Source organism: Duganella phyllosphaerae (assembly GCF_001758785.1).
In the GTDB taxonomy this organism is placed as follows: domain Bacteria; phylum Pseudomonadota; class Gammaproteobacteria; order Burkholderiales; family Burkholderiaceae_D; genus Rugamonas; species Rugamonas phyllosphaerae.
Genome location: NZ_LROM01000097.1, coordinates 50,276 through 69,327 on the forward strand (window position 1 = coordinate 50,276; position 19,052 = coordinate 69,327).

Here is a 19,052-nt window from a genome sequence, read left to right on the forward strand (position 1 = left end):
TGGACTTGTCTACTGAACCCGGGAGGATCATTTTAACGTATTGCGGCGCACCACGCCGGTACACCCCCGGTTCACCGAGGGGCATTCACCGCGCAATCAATCCACAGTTTCTACGTAAAAACCGCGACTTATTAGCAATTAAATTCAACTTTGCAAGTTAATCGGAATTTAATTCAGTATCCTGGCGCTACCGCAGTACGATCGGCTGCACCGTTTTAGCCCAGCATTTGTCCAATCCGGTGCCAGAAGCCGTCCGGCACATACAACAGCAGCGTGGTCATGGTCAGATAGCGCAGGCACTTGCCCACCGCCATGTAGGCCAGGCTGGGCCAGAAAGGCAGCTTGAGCCAGCCGCCCAGCGTGCACAGCGGATCGCCGACCACTGGAAGCCAGGCCAGCAACATGGTCTTGGCGCCGTAGCGCTCGAGCCAGTGGAACCAGCGGCTCTTGCGCTCCTTGGCAAAGGTTTGCTTGGCCTGGTAGCCGATCCAGTAATCGACCGCGCCGCCCAGCGTGTTGCCGACGGTGGCCACCGCAATCGCACTCCAGAACAGTTCGGGATTGGCCTTGATCACCGCAAACACGGCCGGCTCCGAACCGAGCGGCACCAAGGTGGCCGAGATGAAACTGATGATGAACACCGACGTCAGGCCCACTTCCGGCGCGGCGATCACGTTCAGCAGCCAGGCGATTGCAGATTCGATCATCGGTTTCTTTGAGGTCTGATAAGGGTGTCCATTATAATGATCCGCACACCGCACGATTGAACAGTTCGGTCCATGCCCACCCGCGCGGACCTGCGCCCCTGCTCCACCCGGTCACCCACCGGATAGTTAGCATCGAACACTGCGGAGCCCCCCCCACTTCGGGGTCAGTGCCGACATTCGGACACAAGCTCTGCGACTGAAAGCTGAGACCGTGTCCAAATGTCGGCACTGACCCCGAAGTTGAGGCTCCATTGCTCTTTTTCTTGTTTGCAGACCATGACTATCGACTATCTGAAGAAAGTACTGACCGCGCGCGTTTATGACGTTGCCCAGGAAACCCCGCTGGAACTGGCGCCGACCTTGTCGCAGCGCTATGACAACCGCATTTATTTCAAGCGCGAGGACATGCAGAGCGTGTTCAGCTTCAAGATTCGTGGCGCCTACAACAAGATGGCGCACCTGAGCGAAGCACAGCGCAAGCGTGGCGTGATTTGCGCCTCTGCCGGCAACCATGCGCAAGGCGTGGCGCTGTCAGCGGCCAAGCTCGGCTGCCGGGCGCTGATCGTGATGCCCACCACCACCCCGCAGGTAAAAATCGACGCGGTCAAGGCGCGCGGCGGCTCCGACGTCGAAGTGGTGCTGCACGGCGAGTCGTACACCGACGCCTACAACCACGCACTCACGCTCGAGAAAGAACAGAAGCTGACCTTCGTGCACCCGTTCGACGATCCCGACGTGATCGCCGGCCAGGGCACCATCGGCATGGAAATCCTGCGCCAGCACTCGGGCCCGATCCACGCGATTTTCGTCGCCATCGGCGGCGGCGGCCTGATCTCGGGCGTGGCTGCCTACGTCAAGGCGATCCGTCCCGATATCAGGATCATCGGCGTGCAGACCATGGATTCGGACGCGATGGCGCGCAGCATCAAGGCCGGCGAGCGCATCACCCTGGCCGACGTTGGCCTGTTCTCGGACGGCACCGCCGTGCGCCTGGTGGGCGAAGAAACCTTCCGCCTGACCCAGCAGTACGTCGATGACATCATCATCGTCGATACCGACGCCATCAGCGCGGCCATCAAGGACGTGTTTACCGACACGCGCAGCATCCTGGAGCCGGCCGGCGCGCTGGCCATTGCCGGCGCCAAGGCCTACGTGGAACGGGCGGCGCTGTCGAAAAATCCGATCAGGAACGAAACCCTGATCACGATCGCCTGCGGCGCCAATATGAACTTCGACCGCCTGCGTTTCGTGGCCGAACGGGCCGAACTGGGCGAAGCGCGCGAGGCGCTGTTTGCCGTGACCCTGCCCGAGCAGCGCGGCAGCTTCAAGCGCTTCTGCGCGCTGGTCGGCCCGCGCAATGTCACCGAGTTCAACTACCGCATCAGCGACAAGGATCAAGCCCACGTGTTTGTCGGTGTGCAGATTGCCGACCGCAGCGAGTCGAGCGCGCTGGCGCGCACGTTCGAGGCTAACGACTTCCGCACCCTGGATCTCACGCATGATGAACTGGCCAAGGCCCACGTGCGTCACCTGGTGGGCGGCAAGAGCGCGCTGGCCGAGAGCGAGCTGCTGTACCGCTTCGAGTTCCCCGAACGCCCGGGCGCGCTGATGCGCTTCTTGAACAGCATGGCGCCAAACTGGAATATCTCGCTGTGCCACTACCGCAGCCAGGGCGGCGACGTCGGCCGCATCCTGATCGGCTTGCAGGTGCCGCCGGGCGAGATGGACCAGTTCGGCCAATTCCTGACCACGCTCGGTTACCGCTACTGGGATGAGACGGCCAACCCGGTGTACAAGCTGTTCCTGGGCTAAACCCTGCACTGCGCTGAGCGGCAGTTGTGCCGCCAGCGTGCCATGAGGGGCGCATGTACAATGTGGCGGTTATCACGCCACCACCGCACCGCCATGACCAACACCGTCGACTTGTCCCCGCTGGGAAAAACCTCCGCCTACCGCACCGATTACGCGCCGGAACTGCTGTTTCCGATCCCGCGCCAGGGCAAGCGCGACGAGCTCGGATTATCCGGCACGCTGCCCTTCTTCGGCGTCGATATCTGGAATGCCTACGAAATCTCGTGGCTCAACAGCCGCGGCAAGCCGCAGGTGGCGATTGCCCGTATCACCGTGCCGGCCGATTCGCCCAACATCATCGAATCGAAGTCGTTCAAACTGTACCTGAACTCGTTCAACCAGACCCGGCTCGACAGTGTCGATGCGCTGCAGGCGCTGCTGCAACAGGATTTGTCGAAAGCCGTGGGCGCCAGCATCCACATCGTGCTGACCCAGCCTGACGGTTTCAGCAAGATCGCCATGGGCGAGCTCGATGGCCTGCTGCTCGACCGCCTCGACATCGAGATCGACCATTACAGCCCGGCCCCGGAACTGCTCAAGGCCGCGCTGGACGAGGAGCCGGTCGAGGAAAAACTGGTGTCGCACCTGCTCAAGTCGAACTGCCTGGTTACCGGGCAGCCGGACTGGGCCAGTGTGCAAATTCACTACAGCGGCCCGCAGATCGACCAGGAAAGCTTGCTGAAATATCTGATCGGTTTCCGCGAGCACAACGAATTCCACGAACAGTGCGTCGAGCGCATCTTTGTCGATATCCTGCGCGAATGCGCACCGCAGCAACTGGCGGTGTATGCCCGCTACACGCGGCGCGGTGGCCTCGACATCAACCCGTGGCGCAGCAACTTCAGCACCGGCCGCAACCCGCCCAACCTGCGTGGCGCCCGGCAGTAATATCGGATTCAAATCAGGCGTATGATGACGGGTCGGGCCGGGGTTTCGGTCCGTTGATTGAAATACAACTCGGACGCGAGCGATTTCATGTTACACGGCGCGCAAACAAGCCTATAATTCGGGCCGTGCGCCGCAACACTATTGTCGTCATATGAACAACCTGAGCAAAATTCTCTCCCTCGAAAACGTCCTGCTGGACCTGGAAGTGTCCAGCAAAAAACGTGCTTTCGAGCAAGCTGGCCTGATTTTCGAAAACAATTGCGGCATCGCCCGCTCGACCGTGTCGGACAACCTGTTCGCTCGCGAGCGGCTAGGTTCCACCGGTCTCGGCCACGGCGTGGCCGTGCCACACGGGCGCATCAAGGGCATGAAAAGCCTGAAGTCGCCGCTGGCCGCGTTTGTGCGCCTGTCCGAGCCGATTCCGTTCGAATCGCCCGACGGCAAGCCGGTCAACCTGTTGTTTTTCCTGTTGATCCCCGATCACGTGACCCAGCAACACCTGGAAATCCTGTCCGAGATCGCGGAAATGTTTTCCGATGATGCATTCCGCACCGCGCTGACCGAGGATCCCGATCCAAAATCAGTGCACTCGCGCATCATCAACTGGCTGCCCAGCCTGCAAACTGCGGGCTGATTCACCACCAGCAACTTGCAGTACACTAGGCTCTCTTTCTCCTGATTCGGACCCCGATGCCCATGCTGCAGACCCCGCTGACGATACAACGCCTGTACGACGACAATCGCGAAAGTTTGCAACTCGGCTGGTTTGCCGGCTTTCCCGGCGGCGAACGCTTGATTTCCGGCGACGTGGCCTCGGCTGCCGACCAGGTCGGCCACCTGAACATGATCCACCCGGGCCGCATCCAGGTGTTCGGCCACCAGGAAATCAATTACTACCAGCGCCTCAAATCGCTCACGCGCGCCCACCTGATCGGCGAGCTGATCGGCGGCAATCCGCCGGCGCTGATCGTCGCGCAAGGGCTGGAAACCCCGCCCGACATCCTGGCCATTTGCGACGAAAAAAATATCCCGCTGTTCTCCACGCCGCTGCCGGCCGCGCAGGTGATCGACTTCCTGCGCGTGTACCTGTCGAAAAAGCTGGCGCAGCGCATCATCATGCACGGCGTGTTCATGGACGTGCTGGGCGTGGGCGTGCTGATCACCGGCGACTCGGGACTGGGCAAGAGCGAACTGGGCCTGGAACTGATTTCGCGCTCGCACGGCCTGGTGGCGGACGACGCGGTGGAATTTTCGCGCATCGCCCCCAATATGATCGAAGGGCGCTGCCCGGCGCTGCTGCAAAACCTGCTGGAAGTGCGCGGCCTGGGCCTGCTCGACATCAAGGCGATTTTTGGCGAGACAGCCGTGCGGCGCAAGATGCGCTTGAAACTGATCGTGCACCTGGTCAAACGCGGCGGCCAGGAAGAGGAAGTCGAACGGCTGCCGTTCCAGTTCCCTACCGAAGACGTGCTGGGCCTGCCGATCCGCAAGGTCGTGATCCCGGTGGCAGCCGGCCGCAACATCGCCGTGCTGCTCGAAGCGGCCGTGCGCAACACCATTTTGCAACTGCGCGGGATCGACACCCTGCAAGAGTTCATGGAACGGCAACGCCTGGCCATGAGCGGAGACTAAAGTCATGCGTATCGTCCTTATCACCGGCATTTCCGGTTCCGGCAAATCGGTTGCCCTGAATGTGCTGGAAGACCTCGGCTATTACTGCGTGGACAACCTGCCGCCAGCGCTGCTGCCCCACCTGGTATCCACCCTGGTGGGTGAAGGCTTGCGCTCGCTGGCGGTGGCGGTCGATGCGCGCAGCGCCGAGTCGCTGGCGACCTTGCCCACCGACGTGGCGCACCTGCGCGAGGAAGGCCACGACGTGCGCGTGATGTTCTTGACTGCCAATACCCACTCGCTGGTGGCGCGGTTTTCCGAGACCCGGCGCAGCCACCCGCTGTCGCACGAACTGCGTCCGGGCCAGAACCCGGCCGCGCGCCGCACCCTGATCGAATGCATCCTTGAAGAGCGCGAGCGGCTCTCGGCCATCGAGCAGCTGGGCCACGTGGTCGATACGTCGGAGCTGAGCGCGAATAAACTGCGCGCCTGGGTCAAAGACCTGGTCGAGCTCGAACACGCGCCACTGACCCTGTTCTTCGAATCGTTCGCCTTCAAGCTCGGTGTGCCGATGGATGCCGATTTCGTCTTCGACGTGCGGGCGCTGCCGAATCCCTACTACGACCTGTCACTGCGCCCGCTGACCGGCCGCGATGCGCCGGTAATCGAATTCCTCGACGCCCAAGCCAGCGCCGGAGAAATGCTCGAAGACATCCGCGCCTTCGTGGAAAAATGGCTGCCGTCGTTCAAGACCGACAACCGCAGCTACCTGACCGTCGCCCTGGGCTGCACCGGCGGCCAGCACCGCTCGGTCTATATCGCCGAAAAATTGGCGGCGTACTTCCACGCCAGCGAGCGCGTGGTGATACGGCATCGCGAGCAGTGAAGTTTGTGCACGATAGAGCTTGAGCAAAGCCGGCCGGTTTGACTAAACTAGTCTCGATGGATGATGAAGATCATCCAATCAGAAACATTCAACAAGTGGGCCAATGGACTGCGCGATCCACAGGCTCGGGCTCTTTTGGCCTCACGGCTGCTGCGCCTGTCGCAAGGCATGGCCAACGACATTGCCGTGCTCGGTGATGGCCTGTTCGAACTGCGCCTGCATGCGGGGCCGGGCTACCGGATACACTTTATCCGCGAAGGGGCAACCGTCGTTGTGTTGCTCAGCGGCGGCACCAAGGGTACCCAGACGCGCGACATTCTCAGAGCGAAACATCTTGCTCATCAGTGGAGACACCACCATGACTGAACCTTTCACCCCGTTCGATCCTGCCGAACTTCTTACCAGCACCGAAGCAATCGACGCCTTCATGGCCGATGCCATGCAAACTGCCGACCCCGCTCATATTGCAGCAGCGCGCGAGGTCGTGCGGCGGGCGCGTCAGCAGGTGATTACGCCGCGCCGTGAAAATGACGCAGCGGATGGGCGTGGTCCGGCCACGCCGGCGCCAAAATCTGCCTGACCATCACTTCGGTCACGTCGGCCAGCGCAGCAGGCTCCCAACGCGGAGCGTGGTCCTTGTCGATCACCAGCGCGCGGATGCCTTCGATGACCTGGCCGTTTTCCAGCGTGCGGCGCACGGCTGCGCGTTCCATGCGCAGGCAGTCGGCCATGCTCATTGCGGCACCCTGCTCCTGCAGGGCATACGCCACGCACATCATCAGCGGGGAACGCGTGGCCATCATGGCCAGCGTGGCGCGGGCAAAATCGCTGTCGTCCGCTTGCAGCGACGCCATGATGGCTGGCACCGAACCGGCGCCAAAGTGATGGTCGATGGCGGCGCGGTTGCGTTCCAGCGCACTTGTCCCCACAGCAGCCTTGAAGGGCGCTGCAAACGCTGCAATCGCCCCCGGCAGGCGATCACCGCCACCGCTGCTCAACACGCCTTCCAGCGCCGTTAAATCGGCTACCGGCACGTAGTGATCAGCCAAGCCGGCATACAAGGCATCTGCCGCGCCGATGGTCGCACCGGCGACGCCCAGGTACAGCCCCAGCCGGCCCGGCAAGCGAGACAGGAAATAGCTGGCGCCCACGTCCGGGAACAGGCCGATATTGGTCTCCGGCATTGCCATCCTGGTGCGCTCGGTGACGATGCGTACCCGGCTCTGCGGACCGGCCTGCGCCACGCCCATGCCACCGCCCATCACCACGCCATCCATCAGCGCGATATACGGTTTCGGGTAATGATGAACCAGGTGATTTAGCGCGTATTCTTCGGTGAAGAAATCTTCGACCAGCGCACTGCCCTGCTGCGGCGTGGCGCGGCCAAGATCGTGGAAGAAGCGGATATCGCCGCCGGCGCAGAATGCTTTCTCGGTGCTGCCGCGGATGACGACTGCCTGCACGGCATCGTCGTCGCGCCAGGCCAGCAATGTTTGCGTGACGGCGCGCACCATGTCGAGCGACAGCGAATTCAATGCGCGCGGGCGATCGAGCGTGATGACGGCGGTGCCGTCACTGACGGCAGTTAAAACGTGTGCGCTCATGGTTGTCCTGTGGCCTTGTTCGATGATGGCAGATGTTCGAGCGGATTGGGCAAGGTCAAATCGCCGCCCAGGCGCGCCTGGAATTTCGCCGGCGCTGCGGCAGGCTGCCCCATGTGGCGGGCGTAGATCACTGCAAACGGCATGTCGCCAACCTCTTCCTGCCTGAAGCCGGTGGCCTGCTGCATGGCAGACGGATCGCGCGCGGCAGCGAGCGTAAATTTCACCAGCCGGTCCAAGGTTGGCGATTGCAGGTCGAGGATGGACGCCATCATGGTCAGCGGCGCGGCGGCGAACGCGTGGTAATGCAAGGCCTTGGCGCCGCGCGCCATTTCGGCTGGCAGTGCGCCGTCTGGCGCCACCTGGGCCATGGCGTTGTCGAACACGCCGTGGCCCCATTTTAAAAAGCGCTGGTCGCCGGTGACGGCGCCCACAACGGTCACGGCCAGCCCTTCCCAGTAATAATGGTTGTTGCGCTTGCCCTTGCGGGTATCGGCGTGCGTGAGCGTGGCGTCGGCCAGCGTGGACAGCCACGCTTCGATGGATTTTTTCTGCGCCGAGGTGGCGGCCGGCTGCACGCGCGCGTAACTGAGCGCCAGGCCGCCCAAGGTCCACTTGCGCACGAAATACGCCTGCTCGCTCGACATCTTGCCCAGCATGGCCTGCTGCCCTGCCCAGCCCTCGAGCCAGTTCAAAGCGCAGGCGGCGTCCGCCGGTTTGCCGCTGGCCTGGTAGCGGCTGGCGTTGCGCGCCACGCCGGACAAGAATTGTTCGACCGGCTCGGTGCTGGCGATGTTTTTGGCCCGCCGCGCCGGGTCGATCACGGAGTGGTTGGCGTCGTTGTAGTAGCTGTTGGCGTCGATGTCGATGACGGCAGCCGGCGCCGGCTGGCACGTGGTGGCGTATGAAGAGGAAGCAACAGCAAGAGCGGAAACGGTATAAACCAGGTAAACAATTTTCATGGAATCCCAAAAACAAGAAAGGGCGCCATGGTTGCGCCCTTAGTTGGTGTTGTCGCGCCGTTATTTTAAAGGGCGGCGGCAGCTGGTTCGAAGTTATCCGGGAGATGCTTGATCGCATCGTGGCCGTGCTGTTGGACTTTGCCTTTGTACTTCATGACCTGGCGGTCCAGCTTGTCGATCAGGGTGTCGATCGCAGCGTACAGGTCTTGCGACAGGCTTTCCACGTAGACCGTTTTACCGGACAGGCGCAGATTGATTTCAGCCTTTTGGCGCTTGGTTTTCTCTTTAAGGTTATCTACGGTCAGAATGACAGCAATATCAATCACTTGATCAAAGTGCCGTGTCACGCGTTCGAGCTTGCTCTGCACGTATTCACGAATGGCGGCGGTCACTTCGAGATGATGTCCACTGATGGTGAGATTCATACACACTCCTAAAGATAGATGTCGCTGACGGTTAGTGCGTTGCCCATTGATGCCGGGCACGCAGGAACCAGTGCACTACAAAGACTTGCGGAGACTGACTGGAGGGATTTTGAGGGCTTCGCGATATTTGGCAACAGTGCGTCGCGCAATCACCATGCCCTGTTCTCCCAGCATGTCCGCAATCTTACTGTCGGATAAAGGATTTTTAGGGTCTTCAGCTCCTGTCAGTTGCACGATCAATGCCCGTATCGCCGTTGAACTGGCTTCACCGCCTGCTTCGGTGGCGACATGGCTACCAAAAAAATATTTCAACTCAAACATGCCATGCGGCGTGAGCATGTATTTCTGAGTTGTTACCCGAGAAATGGTGCTCTCGTGTAAACCCAGTGTATCAGCAATTTCGCGAAGCACAAGGGGGCGCATGGCAACCGCGCCGTGCGAGAAAAAGTTCTTTTGTCGTTCTACTATCGCTTGCGCCACGCGCAGAATGGTGTCGAAACGCTGGCGCATATTCTTGATCAGCCACTTCGCTTCCTGCAGCTGCGCGCCCATGGCGCCCTCGCCGCCATCTCCCTTCTTCTGTTTGAGCAGGTTGGCGTACATGGCGTTGACGCGCAGGCGCGGCATGACGTCGTTGTTCAAACTGACCTGCCAGCCGGTGCGCGATTTTTTCACGATCACGTCGGGCACCACGTAGTCGGAGACGTCGGACGCGAACGCCGCACCGGGATGCGGATTGCACTGGCGGATCACGGTCTGCGCCTCGCGCAGGTCTTCGTCGTCGCACAGCAGCGCTTTTTTCAGCTTGTTGAAATCGCGCTGGGCAAACCACGTCAAATGCTTTTCCACGATGGCCACGGCCATCCGTCGGGTGACCATCGGGATGCCGGGCAAGCGCTTGATTTGCAGCGCCAGGCACTCGGCCGCGTTGCGCGCGCCCACGCCGGCCGGATCGAAACTTTGCAGCAGCGACAACGCCGTTTGCAGCTCGTCGATATCGACTTCCAGTTCCTCGGGCAGGCGCGCGTGGATCTCGTCGAGCGCTTCTTCGAGGTAGCCGTTTTCATCGAGCGCGTCGATGATCAGTTCGACCAGCGCGCGGTCGCGCAGCTCGAGCACGGTCACGCGCATCTGCTCCATCAGGTGTTCGCGCAGGGTGCAGTGGTGGGCCTCGATTTGCGGGCGTGCGTCCTCGTCGTCGGGCGCCTTGCTGCGGCCGGCGTCGCTCCAGTCCATGTCCGCTTCGGCGGTGGTACTTTCGGTATCGGCAGCAGGGCCGTCGTAGGTGTCGGCCTCGCCTGCCGGCGCGGCTTCCTGCGGGCCCGACTCGGACGGCGCTTCGCCGGACGGCGCCTGCTGGCTGATGGCGCCGTCGGACAACAGGCGCAGTGAATGGTCGAGCGGATCGTCGAGCCGTTCGAGCAGCGGATTATCGGTAAGGAGTTGTTCGAGTTCCTGGTGCAGCTCCAGCGTGGAGAGCTGCAGCAAGCGGATCGATTGCTGCAGTTGGGGTGTCAGCGCGAGATGCTGCGAAGTCCGCAGTTGCAATGACTGTTTCATGGATTACATTCGGAAGTGTTCACCCAGGTAGACGCGGCGGACCGATTCGTCGGCGATGATGTCGTCCGGACGGCCCGAAGCCAGCACCGAGCCCTGGTTGATGATATATGCGCGGTCGCAGATGCCCAGCGTCTCGCGCACATTGTGATCGGTAATGAGGACGCCGATCTGCCGCTCCTTGAGAAAGCGCACGATGCGCTGGATCTCGATCACGGCAATCGGGTCGACCCCGGCGAATGGTTCGTCGAGCAGCACGAAGCGCGGGTTGGTAGCCAGCGCACGGGCGATCTCCACCCGGCGGCGTTCGCCACCGGAGAGCGAGAGCGCGGGGTTGTCGCGCAGCTTCTCGATTTGCAAATCGGCCAGCAGGGTATTGAGCCGTTCCGTAATGTCAGCCTTGGATAAAGACTTGCCGTCCACTTTTTGAATTTCGAGGACAGCGCGAATATTTTCTTCCACCGTCAGCTTGCGGAACACCGACGCTTCCTGTGGCAGGTACGACAGGCCGAGCGATGCGCGGCGGTGGATCGGCAGCCTCGAAATATCGACACCACTGATGTCGATGGTGCCGGCATCGGACGGCACCAGGCCAACGATCATGTAGAACGACGTGGTCTTGCCGGCGCCGTTGGGGCCCAGCAGGCCCACCACTTCGCCGCATTCCACTTGCAGCGAGACGTCGTGCACGACCTGGCGCTTGCCATAGCTTTTTTGCAGGCCGCGAACGATCAGGGTGCTACCGCAACTCGGTTCCATATCATTTCCCCGCAGGCTGGGTGGCAGGTGCTGGAGACGTCGGCTGGGCCGGCGCGATCGGCGGACGCTTGGACGACGGCTGGATCACCATGGTGCCGCGGCCGGCGCCCGGCTTGCTCTCGCCGCTGCTGGTATTCTTGACCGCGAACACTTCGCGGCGGCTGTCGTAGGAGATGAATTCGCCATCGACCTGGCTGGTCACCTTGCCCGCTTCGAGCTGCTTGATGCGGCCCTTGGAGATCAGCTTGACCAGCTCGGTCTTGTCGTCGTATTCGATGCGGTCGGCCTGGCCTTCCACCCATTTATCGGTGTCGCCGTCGAGCTTCTGGCGGAACGTGGCCTGCACGCCGGGCGTGCCGGTCAGCACCACGAACTGGAAACCCTCGGGGTCTTGCGTGACCACCGCCTTGGGCGAGGTCATGCGGATAGTGCCGCGCGTGAGGATGACGTTGCCGGTGAAGGTCTTGATCTGCTTGACGTCGTCGGAGTCGGCCTGGTCGAACGATACTTCGATCGGCTTGTTGGAGTCGGCTTTTTCGGCGTGCGCCGGGATGGCCAGGGCCGCCAGCAGCAGTGCTGCCGACCAGAAGGTGTGCTTGGTGCTTGCTCTCATAATCTTCCTTTAGCGTGCCGCACGCGGCGGCACGGTGATCTTGCCGCGTCCACCCAGTTGGGTTTGCAGCGTTGCGTTGTTGGCGGTCATGCCCACGCCGGTGGCGACCGTATTGCCCAGGTGTAGCTCGACCGGTGCAGCGGTTTCCATCCGTTGCTCGTCCGGGAACACGGTGAGCGTGGACGTGGTCAGGCTCATGGCCTGCGACGCGGCGCCACTCTTGCCGCTGGCCGGGCGCACCACGCTGACGTTGCCGTTGAGCTTGACGCGTGAGTTGTCCTGGTCCACCCGGGCGGTGTCGCCACGCACCGTCATCGGTGGATGCTCGGCCGACAAGGTGTTGATATAGGGCTTGACGATATCGGATGCTTCTTCGGCCGGCAGGTGCGTCAGCTTGTCGCCGGAGAGGATATAGGCCGGCTTGCCGTCCTTGGTCATGCGCACCACGCTGAACCGGTCGATGATGTAATCGGGCTCGTTGCGGAACTTGTCCTGCGCCGTATCCTGGTTCGATTCGTTAATCAGCTGCACCATCCAGCCCGTGCCGACGGCCACGAACACGCCGAGCACGACCATCCAGGTGAGCGGCCAACGATGTGCTGTTCTTTTACGCATGCCCGGTCTCCGTTACACCATGAATTGCGCCATGACGGCCGCGTGCGTGCCCTGCGCCTGCAACAGCAGTTCGCACACTTCGCGCACCGCGCCGCGCCCGCCCTGGGCGGTGGTGACGTGGTGCACGCGCGCCAGCACTTCGGGCCGGCCGTTCGGCACCGCCACCGCGAAACCGACGCGGGCGATGATGGGCAGATCGACCACGTCGTCGCCGATGAAGCCGACCTGCTCGGCCGTCAAGCCGGTCTTTTCCAGCAGCGCCTTGAACGGCGTGAGCTTGTCGTGGCCGCCCTGGTGCAGGTAACTGATGCCCAGGTCGGCCGCGCGCTTGATCACCTGCGGCGACGTGCGCGCGCTGATGATGGCGGTCTGCACGCCGGATTCCTGCAACAGCTTGATGCCCAGGCCGTCGTAGACGTTGAACGTCTTGAGCGCTTCGCCGTCGGCGCCGTAGTGCAGGCTGCCGTCGGTGAGCACGCCGTCGACGTCGAAAATCATCAGTTTGACGCGCACGGCGCGCTCGAGCATGGTCATGGTCGATTCGGTCATCAGATCACCTTGGCGCGTGTGAGGTCGTGGATGTGCAAGGCGCCGACCAGCTTGCCGTCGGCATCGGTCACCAGCATCTGGTTGATGCGGAACTGTTCCATCACGGCCACGGCATCGACTGCCAGCTTTTCCGGCGCAATGCTGCGCGGGTTCGGATGCATCACGTCGCGGATCACGACACGGGTGAAGTCCTGCACTTTTTCGATCATGCGGCGCAGATCGCCGTCGGTGAACACGCCGATCGGCTTGTCGTCGGCATCGACCACGGCAGTCATGCCCATGCCCTTCTGGGTGATTTCGAGTAACGCGTCGGTAAGCTTGACGTCGGCGCGGACTTTCGGCACATCGGCGCCGCTGCGCATGACGTCGCGCACGTGGGTAAGCAGGCGCCGGCCCAGCGCGCCGCCCGGGTGCGAACGGGCAAAATCTTCTTCCTTGAAGCCGCGCAGGTCGAGCAAGGCGACCGCCAAAGCATCCCCCAGCGCCAGCGTGACGGTGGTGGACGTGGTCGGCGCCAGGTTCATCGGGCACGCTTCCTTGGCCACGGCGACATTCAAGTGCACATCGGCGATATTGGCCAGGCTGGAACCGGGTTTGCCGGTGATCGCGATGACCTTGCTGCCCATGCGCTTGACCACCGGCAAGATGGTCATCAACTCGCCGCTCTCGCCCGAGTAGGAAATCGCAATGAAGGCGTCGTCGGCGGTGACCATGCCCAGGTCGCCATGGGCAGCCTCGGCCGGATGGACGAACAGCGCCGGCGTGCCGGTGGAGGCGAACGTGGCGGCCATCTTGCGGGCAATATGGCCGGACTTGCCGATACCGGAGACGACCACCCGGCCTTTGCAATTTAACAACAGCTCGATGGCACGGGCGACGCTGTCGTCGGCATCGATGCGCTGCTCGAGGGCAGTAATGGCGGCGGCCTCGTTTTGCAACGTTTCACGGGCCAACTGCAGCGCGTGCGCGGCCATTTTTGCGTCAAAAGCTTTCAGCATTGTTTTTTCATGGGTTACACTCATACCCAAGTATAGCCGAATTAAGAAAGCAAAAAACTTGCCAGTCGAAACAATGCGCCTGCGTGGGGCGAAACCACTGAATAAAAAACTGACGGCTACGGCAACATGACGTTTTCCCCGCTCGAACTGACCCTGGTGTTATTAGGCAGCGCCGTGCTGGGCGTGGTGGCGTTCCGCATGATGCACCTGCCGCCCATGCTCGGCTACCTGGCCGTCGGCATCCTGATCGGCCCCCACGCGCTCGGCTGGGCCATGGAAAGCGAGGCCACCCACGGCCTGGCCGAGTTTGGCGTGGTGTTCCTGATGTTCTCGATCGGGCTCGAATTCTCCCTGCCCAAGCTACTGGCCATGCGCGGCATCGTGTTCGGCCTCGGGCTGGCGCAGGTGGCGTTTACCATCGTCGCCACCCTGCTGTTCGGCTGGACCATCGCCACCCAGCTGCCCGCCCACCTGCACATCAGCTGGCAAGGCGCGTTTGCCCTGGGCGGCGCGCTGGCGATGTCGTCCACCGCCATCGTGGTCAAGATGCTCACCGAGCGGCTCGAACTCGAGAGCGAGCATGGCCGCAAGATCATCGGCATCTTGCTGTTCCAGGACCTGGCCGTGGTGCCGCTGCTGATCATGATCCCGTCGCTGGGCCAGCGTCCCGATGCGCTGGCTGAAACCCTGGCCTGGGCCGGTTTGAAGGCGGTGATCGTGTTGACCTTGCTGCTGTTCGTCGGCCACCGCCTGATGCGCGGCTGGTTTACCATCGTGGTCAAGCGCCGCTCGCAGGAGCTGTTCATGCTCAACCTGCTGTTGATCACGCTGGGCGCGGCGTGGATCACCGAGCAGGCCGGGCTGTCGCTGGCCCTGGGGGCGTTCGTGGCCGGCATGCTGATTTCCGAGACCGAGTACAAGCACCAGGTGGAGGAAGACATCAAGCCGTTCCGCGACGTGCTGCTGGGGCTGTTCTTCATCACGGTGGGCATGTTGCTCAACGTCAGCATGGTGATCGACAACTGGTGGCTGGTGCTGATCCTCCTGATCGGTCCGGTGCTGGTGAAGTTCGCCCTGATCGCCGCGCTGGCCAAGCTGTTCGGTTCCAGCGACGGCGTGTCGATTCGCACCGGCCTGGCGCTGGCGCAGGCCGGCGAGTTCGGCTTCGTGCTGCTCAACCTGGCCAGCGGCAACAAGCTGATCGACCCGTTCCTCACGCAAGTGGTGCTCGCTTCGATGGTGCTGTCGATGCTGGTGGCGCCGTTCATCATCGCCAAGTCCGACCAGATTGTCATGAAGCTGGCCAGCAACGACTGGATGATGCAGTCGCTGGCGCTGACCAAGATCGCCAGCCGTACCATGTCCACCAACAAGCACGTGATCCTGGCCGGCTTCGGCCGCAGTGGCCAGAGCCTGGCCACCCTGCTGTCGGAAGAAAAGATCGACTACCACGCGCTTGACCTCGATCCCGAGCGGGTGCAGGTGGCGCAGGCGGCCGGCCTGCAAGTGTCGTACGGCGACGCCGCGCGGCGCGAAAGCCTGGTTGCGGCCGGCATCTACCGCGCCAGCGCGGTGGTGATCACGTACGCCAGCACGCCGTCGGCGCTGAAGGTGCTGCACCAGGTGCATTTGCTGGCGCCCAATTTGCCGGTGCTGGTGCGCTCGCACGACGACACCGACCTCGACGCCTTGAAGGCCGCCGGCGCCGCCGAAGTGGTGCCGGAACTGATGGAAGGCAGCCTGATGCTCGCCTCGCACACGCTGGTAATGCTGGGCGTGCCGCTGCGCAAGGTGGTGCACCGCGTGCAGGCTGCGCGCGAGGCGCGCTACGCCTCGCTGCGCGGCTTCTTCCACGGTTTTTCCGACGTCGGCGAAGACGCCGACCTCGACCGCCTGCACCCGGTCACGCTGGCCGAGAACACGCCCAGCGTGGGCAAGCAGCTGGGCCAGTGCCTGCTGGCCGACAGTGGCGCCGTGGTCGCCAGCATCCGCCGCGGCAAGCAGGTGATCGAGTTCGGGCCGGAGACCGTCCTCGCCGCCGGCGACGTGGTGGTGCTGCGCGGCGCCGCCGACGCCGTGGCGCGCGCCGAGAATTTGCTGCTGCGCTGATCCGGCGCTGTGGCTTCATCCCATTAGCAAGGCAGTCATGTCCGCAGTATTCACGCAACAAGAAATCGACAGCGTCTATCGCGTCATCAAGGAGCGGCGCGACGTGCGCCACTTCGTCCCCGGCGCAGTGGACGAGGCGGTCATCGCGCGCCTGCTGCAGGCGGCGCACCAGGCGCCCAGCGTGGGCTATATGCAGCCGTGGCGCTTTATCCGCATCGCCAGCCTTGACCTGCGCGAGGCCATCATCAACCTGGTGGAAGCCGAACAGCGCAACACGGCCGAGGCGCTGGGTGAGCGCGGCGCAGAATTCATGCGGCTAAAAGTGGAGGGCATCCGCGAGTGCGGCGCGCTGTTCGTCGTCGCGCTGGCCGATGGCCGCGAAGCCCACGTATTCGGCCGCCGCACACTGCCGGAAATGGACCTGGCGTCGGTCGCCTGCGCGATCCAGAACATGTGGCTCGCCGCGCGCGCCGAAGGCCTGGGCATGGGCTGGGTGTCGCTGTTCGACCCCGAGCAACTGGCGCAACTGCTGGCCATGCCGCAAGGCGCGCGGCCGGTGGCGGTGCTGTGCCTGGGACACGTGGAGCAGTTCTATCCCAGGCCGATGCTGGAGCTGGAGGGATGGGACACGCGGCGTGAGCTGGAATCGCTGGTGGCGGTGGATAGTTGGTCCAACACCGGCGGGCAAAAAACTTTGTAACCGGTCACTCCGCCGGCGCCGTGCTCACCACGCGGTTACGCCCCGCCTCCTTGGCGGCGTACAGGCGCAGGTCGGCGGCGGCAACCCAGGCGCGGGCGATGGCGGCCGGGTCGCCTTCCGCTTCGCCCGGATGCAGGGCTGCCACGCCGATCGACACCGTCACCGATACTTGCAGCTCGGGCGTGAGCGCGATCATGGTGTTGGCGATGCCGGCGCGGATGCGCTCGGCGACAAAGGCGGCGCTGTCGAGCGGCGCGTCGATCAGCAGCACCACGAATTCCTCGCCGCCGAAGCGCGCCAGTGCGTCCGAGGTGCGCAGCTCGTTCTTGATGCGGGTGGCCACTTCGCGCAACACCTCGTCGCCCCCGCCGTGGCCAACGGTATCGTTGACGCGCTTGAAATGGTCGACGTCGATGTACATGAACGAGATCGGATACGCCTGGCGCCGGGCCCGGGCGATTTCTTCGAGCAGGCGGCGGTCGATGTAGCGGCGGTTATACACGCCGGTGAGCGAGTCGGTCAGCCCGATGTACTTGAGCATCTCGTTGCTGATGACGTTTTCCAGGCAGATGGCGACGATCGACGCCATGTGCTCGACGAAATCGGTGCCCAGGCTGGGCGTAAAACGGGTGGGATCGCGGCTGGCCAGGTTGAGGCTGCCAATGATGCGCTTGTTGCGCAGCAGCGGCACCAGCGCCACGCTTTGCAGCCCCGCCGGCGCGTTGGGAAACGCGGCGCCATGGCGCTGCGCATCGAACATGCCCAGCAGCGGCTTGGGCGGCGGCGAGGTGGTCGTGCGCTCTGCCAGTTCGAAGCCGAGCGCCTCGAGCGCTTCGACAAAAATCAGGTCGGGAAAATCCGCGAATACCACGTCGAGCTTGAGCATGACGGTGCGGATATCGGCGCCCTCGTCCAGCAGGGTAAGCGTGACCGCGTCGAGTTCGGAAATCACCGGCAGCACGCTGAGGATGGTGCCCACCAGTTCAGGAAAATTGCCGGCGCTGACGATGTTCAGGTCGAACGCCTGGTGGCGCGTCATGATCGAATGGTTGCGTTCAGCCTGTTCCAGCAGATAGGCCATGCGGGCGCGCAGAGCCTGGTTTTCTGTGGCCAACTTGTCGACCAGTTCAGCGTCGTGCGCTGCCTGGTCCATGTTTGGCGCGAACTTGCCCGTTGCAGTCTGCGTCATAAATAATCCCCTGCCCTTCAACCGAATTCATGTCTTGCATAACATTACGCCAAGTTGTTCCGCTTGGGAATGGCTCGGCGGCCGGAAGTGCATTAAAACGCCAGCGCAACCTCGATTTCCTGGCCAACCTGCACCAGCAGGCCGTCGCCGGCGGTGACGATGGCGTTCATACCGAAACACAAGGCACCATCGAGCTCGGGCTTGGCGCGGTAGCTTTGCAGGATCTCGAGCGGGTCGGGGCCGAACTCGCCGGTGGCCTGGTCGACCGATGGCATCGGGCAGCGCGGGCACGGCTTGACGGGTTTCAGTGTGACGTCGCCGATCTGGAAGGTGTCGGTGTAGTCTTCTTCGAAGGCTTCGATGCCGGCAAGCACCACGTTCGGCCGGAAGCGGTTCATCGGCAGGGCCGCACGGCCGGCGCCGCGCAGCTTGTCGTTGAGGTCGTCCAGCGAGCCCTGGCCGATCACCAGGATCGGAAAACCGTCGGAAAACAGCGTGGTGGCGGCCACGCCGCCGGTCCACTTCTGGCTGACCACGCGCACGGCCTCGGCATGGAAGCGCACCAGGCGGCATGGCACACCCAGCGCCGCGCTGAACCAGGCGGCGGTCGCGTCGTCGCAGTCATAGGCGCTCAGGCTTTCGTCCCAGATGTGCACGCGGCGCGTGGCGGCCAAAGCCGGATCGGGCCGGGCCAGCGCCAGTTCCAGCGCCGCCATGCCGGGGAAGGCCAGCGCCAGCGTGTGCTCCTGCAAGGTGGGTGTAATGAGCGCCATGCGCGGAAAATCGCGCTGCGTCAGGTAACGGCCATTGGCATCGACCACCATCCATTCGCGGTCGAAGATCTGTCCATCGGGCGTGGCGAGACCGGCCGTGGTCAGCCGTGCTTGCGGCAGCGACAGGCCGGCGCAGGATTTGATCGGGTAGAGAATGAGGTCGGAGAGGATGGGCATGGCACACGCCAAAAGCTGCGCGACCAGCGCGCGGTGAGTGTTGCAGGGCTGGGTACAGGCGCGGGGGGCGCGTGCAGCGCCC

20 protein-coding genes are annotated in these 19,052 nt (G+C 63.0%); 8 read left to right on the forward strand and 12 right to left on the reverse strand.

Going from position 1 to position 19,052, the window contains the following annotated elements; all coding sequences use genetic code 11:
- Positions 1 to 215: 215 nt before the first annotated feature.
- Positions 216 to 707, reverse strand: a complete 492-nt coding sequence (locus DUPY_RS17865) for a YqaA family protein (protein ID WP_070249742.1) — start codon at positions 705 to 707, stop codon at positions 216 to 218.
- Between the two features lie 276 nt (positions 708 to 983).
- Between DUPY_RS17865 and ilvA the strand changes: the two genes are divergently transcribed.
- The 6 genes from ilvA to DUPY_RS17895 all read left to right on the forward strand — a co-directional run bounded on the left by ilvA (position 984) and on the right by DUPY_RS17895 (position 6,309).
- A complete protein-coding gene (gene ilvA / locus DUPY_RS17870) occupies positions 984 to 2,519 on the forward strand; it encodes a threonine ammonia-lyase, biosynthetic (protein ID WP_070249743.1) in 1,536 nt (511 codons plus the stop codon).
- A gap of 93 nt (positions 2,520 to 2,612) precedes the next feature.
- Entirely contained in the window at positions 2,613 to 3,446 is an 834-nt protein-coding gene (queF, locus tag DUPY_RS17875) for an NADPH-dependent 7-cyano-7-deazaguanine reductase QueF (protein WP_070249744.1), read from the forward strand.
- A gap of 151 nt (positions 3,447 to 3,597) precedes the next feature.
- Positions 3,598 to 4,080 (forward strand): PTS sugar transporter subunit IIA, encoded by a 483-nt coding sequence (locus DUPY_RS17880; protein WP_070249745.1) that lies wholly within the window; start codon positions 3,598 to 3,600, stop codon positions 4,078 to 4,080.
- A 62-nt stretch (positions 4,081 to 4,142) separates the two neighbouring features.
- Positions 4,143 to 5,078, forward strand: a complete 936-nt coding sequence (gene hprK, locus DUPY_RS17885; RefSeq protein WP_040378044.1) for an HPr(Ser) kinase/phosphatase — start codon at positions 4,143 to 4,145, stop codon at positions 5,076 to 5,078.
- Positions 5,079 to 5,082: 4 nt separating this feature from the next.
- A complete protein-coding gene (gene rapZ, locus DUPY_RS17890) occupies positions 5,083 to 5,943 on the forward strand; it encodes an RNase adapter RapZ (protein WP_070249746.1) in 861 nt (286 codons plus the stop codon).
- Between the two features lie 63 nt (positions 5,944 to 6,006).
- Positions 6,007 to 6,309, forward strand: coding sequence for a type II toxin-antitoxin system RelE/ParE family toxin (locus DUPY_RS17895; protein ID WP_229255414.1), 303 nt, complete (start codon positions 6,007 to 6,009; stop codon positions 6,307 to 6,309).
- Between the two features lie 143 nt (positions 6,310 to 6,452).
- On the opposite strand, the gene DUPY_RS17900 is transcribed toward DUPY_RS17895, so the two are convergent.
- The 9 genes from DUPY_RS17900 to DUPY_RS17940 form a co-directional block, all read right to left on the reverse strand.
- Positions 6,453 to 7,547, reverse strand: coding sequence for an enoyl-CoA hydratase/isomerase family protein (locus DUPY_RS17900; protein ID WP_070249748.1), 1,095 nt, complete (start codon positions 7,545 to 7,547; stop codon positions 6,453 to 6,455).
- The gene (locus DUPY_RS17905) at positions 7,544 to 8,506 is read right to left on the reverse strand and encodes an alginate lyase family protein (protein ID WP_070249749.1); all 963 of its coding nucleotides are present in this window, start codon (positions 8,504 to 8,506) and stop codon (positions 7,544 to 7,546) included. The genes DUPY_RS17900 and DUPY_RS17905 overlap by 4 nt, the downstream gene beginning before the upstream one ends.
- A gap of 65 nt (positions 8,507 to 8,571) precedes the next feature.
- Positions 8,572 to 8,931, reverse strand: a complete 360-nt coding sequence (gene hpf, locus DUPY_RS17910; RefSeq protein WP_019923404.1) for a ribosome hibernation-promoting factor, HPF/YfiA family — start codon at positions 8,929 to 8,931, stop codon at positions 8,572 to 8,574.
- A 75-nt stretch (positions 8,932 to 9,006) separates the two neighbouring features.
- On the reverse strand, positions 9,007 to 10,491 hold the full coding sequence (locus DUPY_RS17915; RefSeq protein ID WP_070249750.1) for an RNA polymerase factor sigma-54: 1,485 nt from the start codon (positions 10,489 to 10,491) through the stop codon (positions 9,007 to 9,009).
- A 3-nt stretch (positions 10,492 to 10,494) separates the two neighbouring features.
- Positions 10,495 to 11,247 (reverse strand): LPS export ABC transporter ATP-binding protein, encoded by a 753-nt coding sequence (gene lptB, locus DUPY_RS17920; protein WP_070249751.1) that lies wholly within the window; start codon positions 11,245 to 11,247, stop codon positions 10,495 to 10,497.
- A gap of 1 nt (position 11,248) precedes the next feature.
- Entirely contained in the window at positions 11,249 to 11,860 is a 612-nt protein-coding gene (gene lptA, locus DUPY_RS17925) for a lipopolysaccharide transport periplasmic protein LptA (RefSeq protein WP_070249752.1), read from the reverse strand.
- Positions 11,861 to 11,869: 9 nt separating this feature from the next.
- Positions 11,870 to 12,475: an LPS export ABC transporter periplasmic protein LptC gene (gene lptC / locus DUPY_RS17930; RefSeq protein ID WP_070249753.1), complete on the reverse strand. Its 606-nt coding sequence runs from the start codon at positions 12,473 to 12,475 to the stop codon at positions 11,870 to 11,872.
- Positions 12,476 to 12,487: 12 nt separating this feature from the next.
- Positions 12,488 to 13,024 carry a KdsC family phosphatase gene (locus DUPY_RS17935; RefSeq protein ID WP_070249754.1) on the reverse strand — a complete coding sequence of 179 codons (537 nt, stop codon included), beginning with the start codon at positions 13,022 to 13,024 and terminating at the stop codon, positions 12,488 to 12,490.
- Positions 13,024 to 14,022 (reverse strand): KpsF/GutQ family sugar-phosphate isomerase, encoded by a 999-nt coding sequence (locus tag DUPY_RS17940; protein WP_084640777.1) that lies wholly within the window; start codon positions 14,020 to 14,022, stop codon positions 13,024 to 13,026. Before DUPY_RS17940 ends, DUPY_RS17935 begins: the two co-directional genes overlap by 1 nt.
- A gap of 126 nt (positions 14,023 to 14,148) precedes the next feature.
- On the opposite strand from DUPY_RS17940, the gene DUPY_RS17945 reads away from it, so the two are divergent.
- Positions 14,149 to 16,131, forward strand: a complete 1,983-nt coding sequence (locus DUPY_RS17945) for a monovalent cation:proton antiporter family protein (protein ID WP_070249756.1) — start codon at positions 14,149 to 14,151, stop codon at positions 16,129 to 16,131.
- A 37-nt stretch (positions 16,132 to 16,168) separates the two neighbouring features.
- Positions 16,169 to 16,831: a 5,6-dimethylbenzimidazole synthase gene (gene bluB / locus DUPY_RS17950; protein WP_070249757.1), complete on the forward strand. Its 663-nt coding sequence runs from the start codon at positions 16,169 to 16,171 to the stop codon at positions 16,829 to 16,831.
- A gap of 4 nt (positions 16,832 to 16,835) precedes the next feature.
- Here the strand turns inward: bluB and DUPY_RS17955 are convergent, their stop codons facing one another.
- Both DUPY_RS17955 and DUPY_RS17960 read right to left on the reverse strand, forming a co-directional pair.
- Positions 16,836 to 18,020 (reverse strand): GGDEF domain-containing protein, encoded by a 1,185-nt coding sequence (locus DUPY_RS17955; protein WP_070249758.1) that lies wholly within the window; start codon positions 18,018 to 18,020, stop codon positions 16,836 to 16,838.
- Positions 18,021 to 18,112: 92 nt separating this feature from the next.
- Complete coding sequence (locus DUPY_RS17960; protein WP_070249759.1) at positions 18,113 to 18,970, reverse strand: MOSC domain-containing protein; 858 nt, start codon at positions 18,968 to 18,970, stop codon at positions 18,113 to 18,115.
- Positions 18,971 to 19,052: the final 82 nt, after the last annotated feature.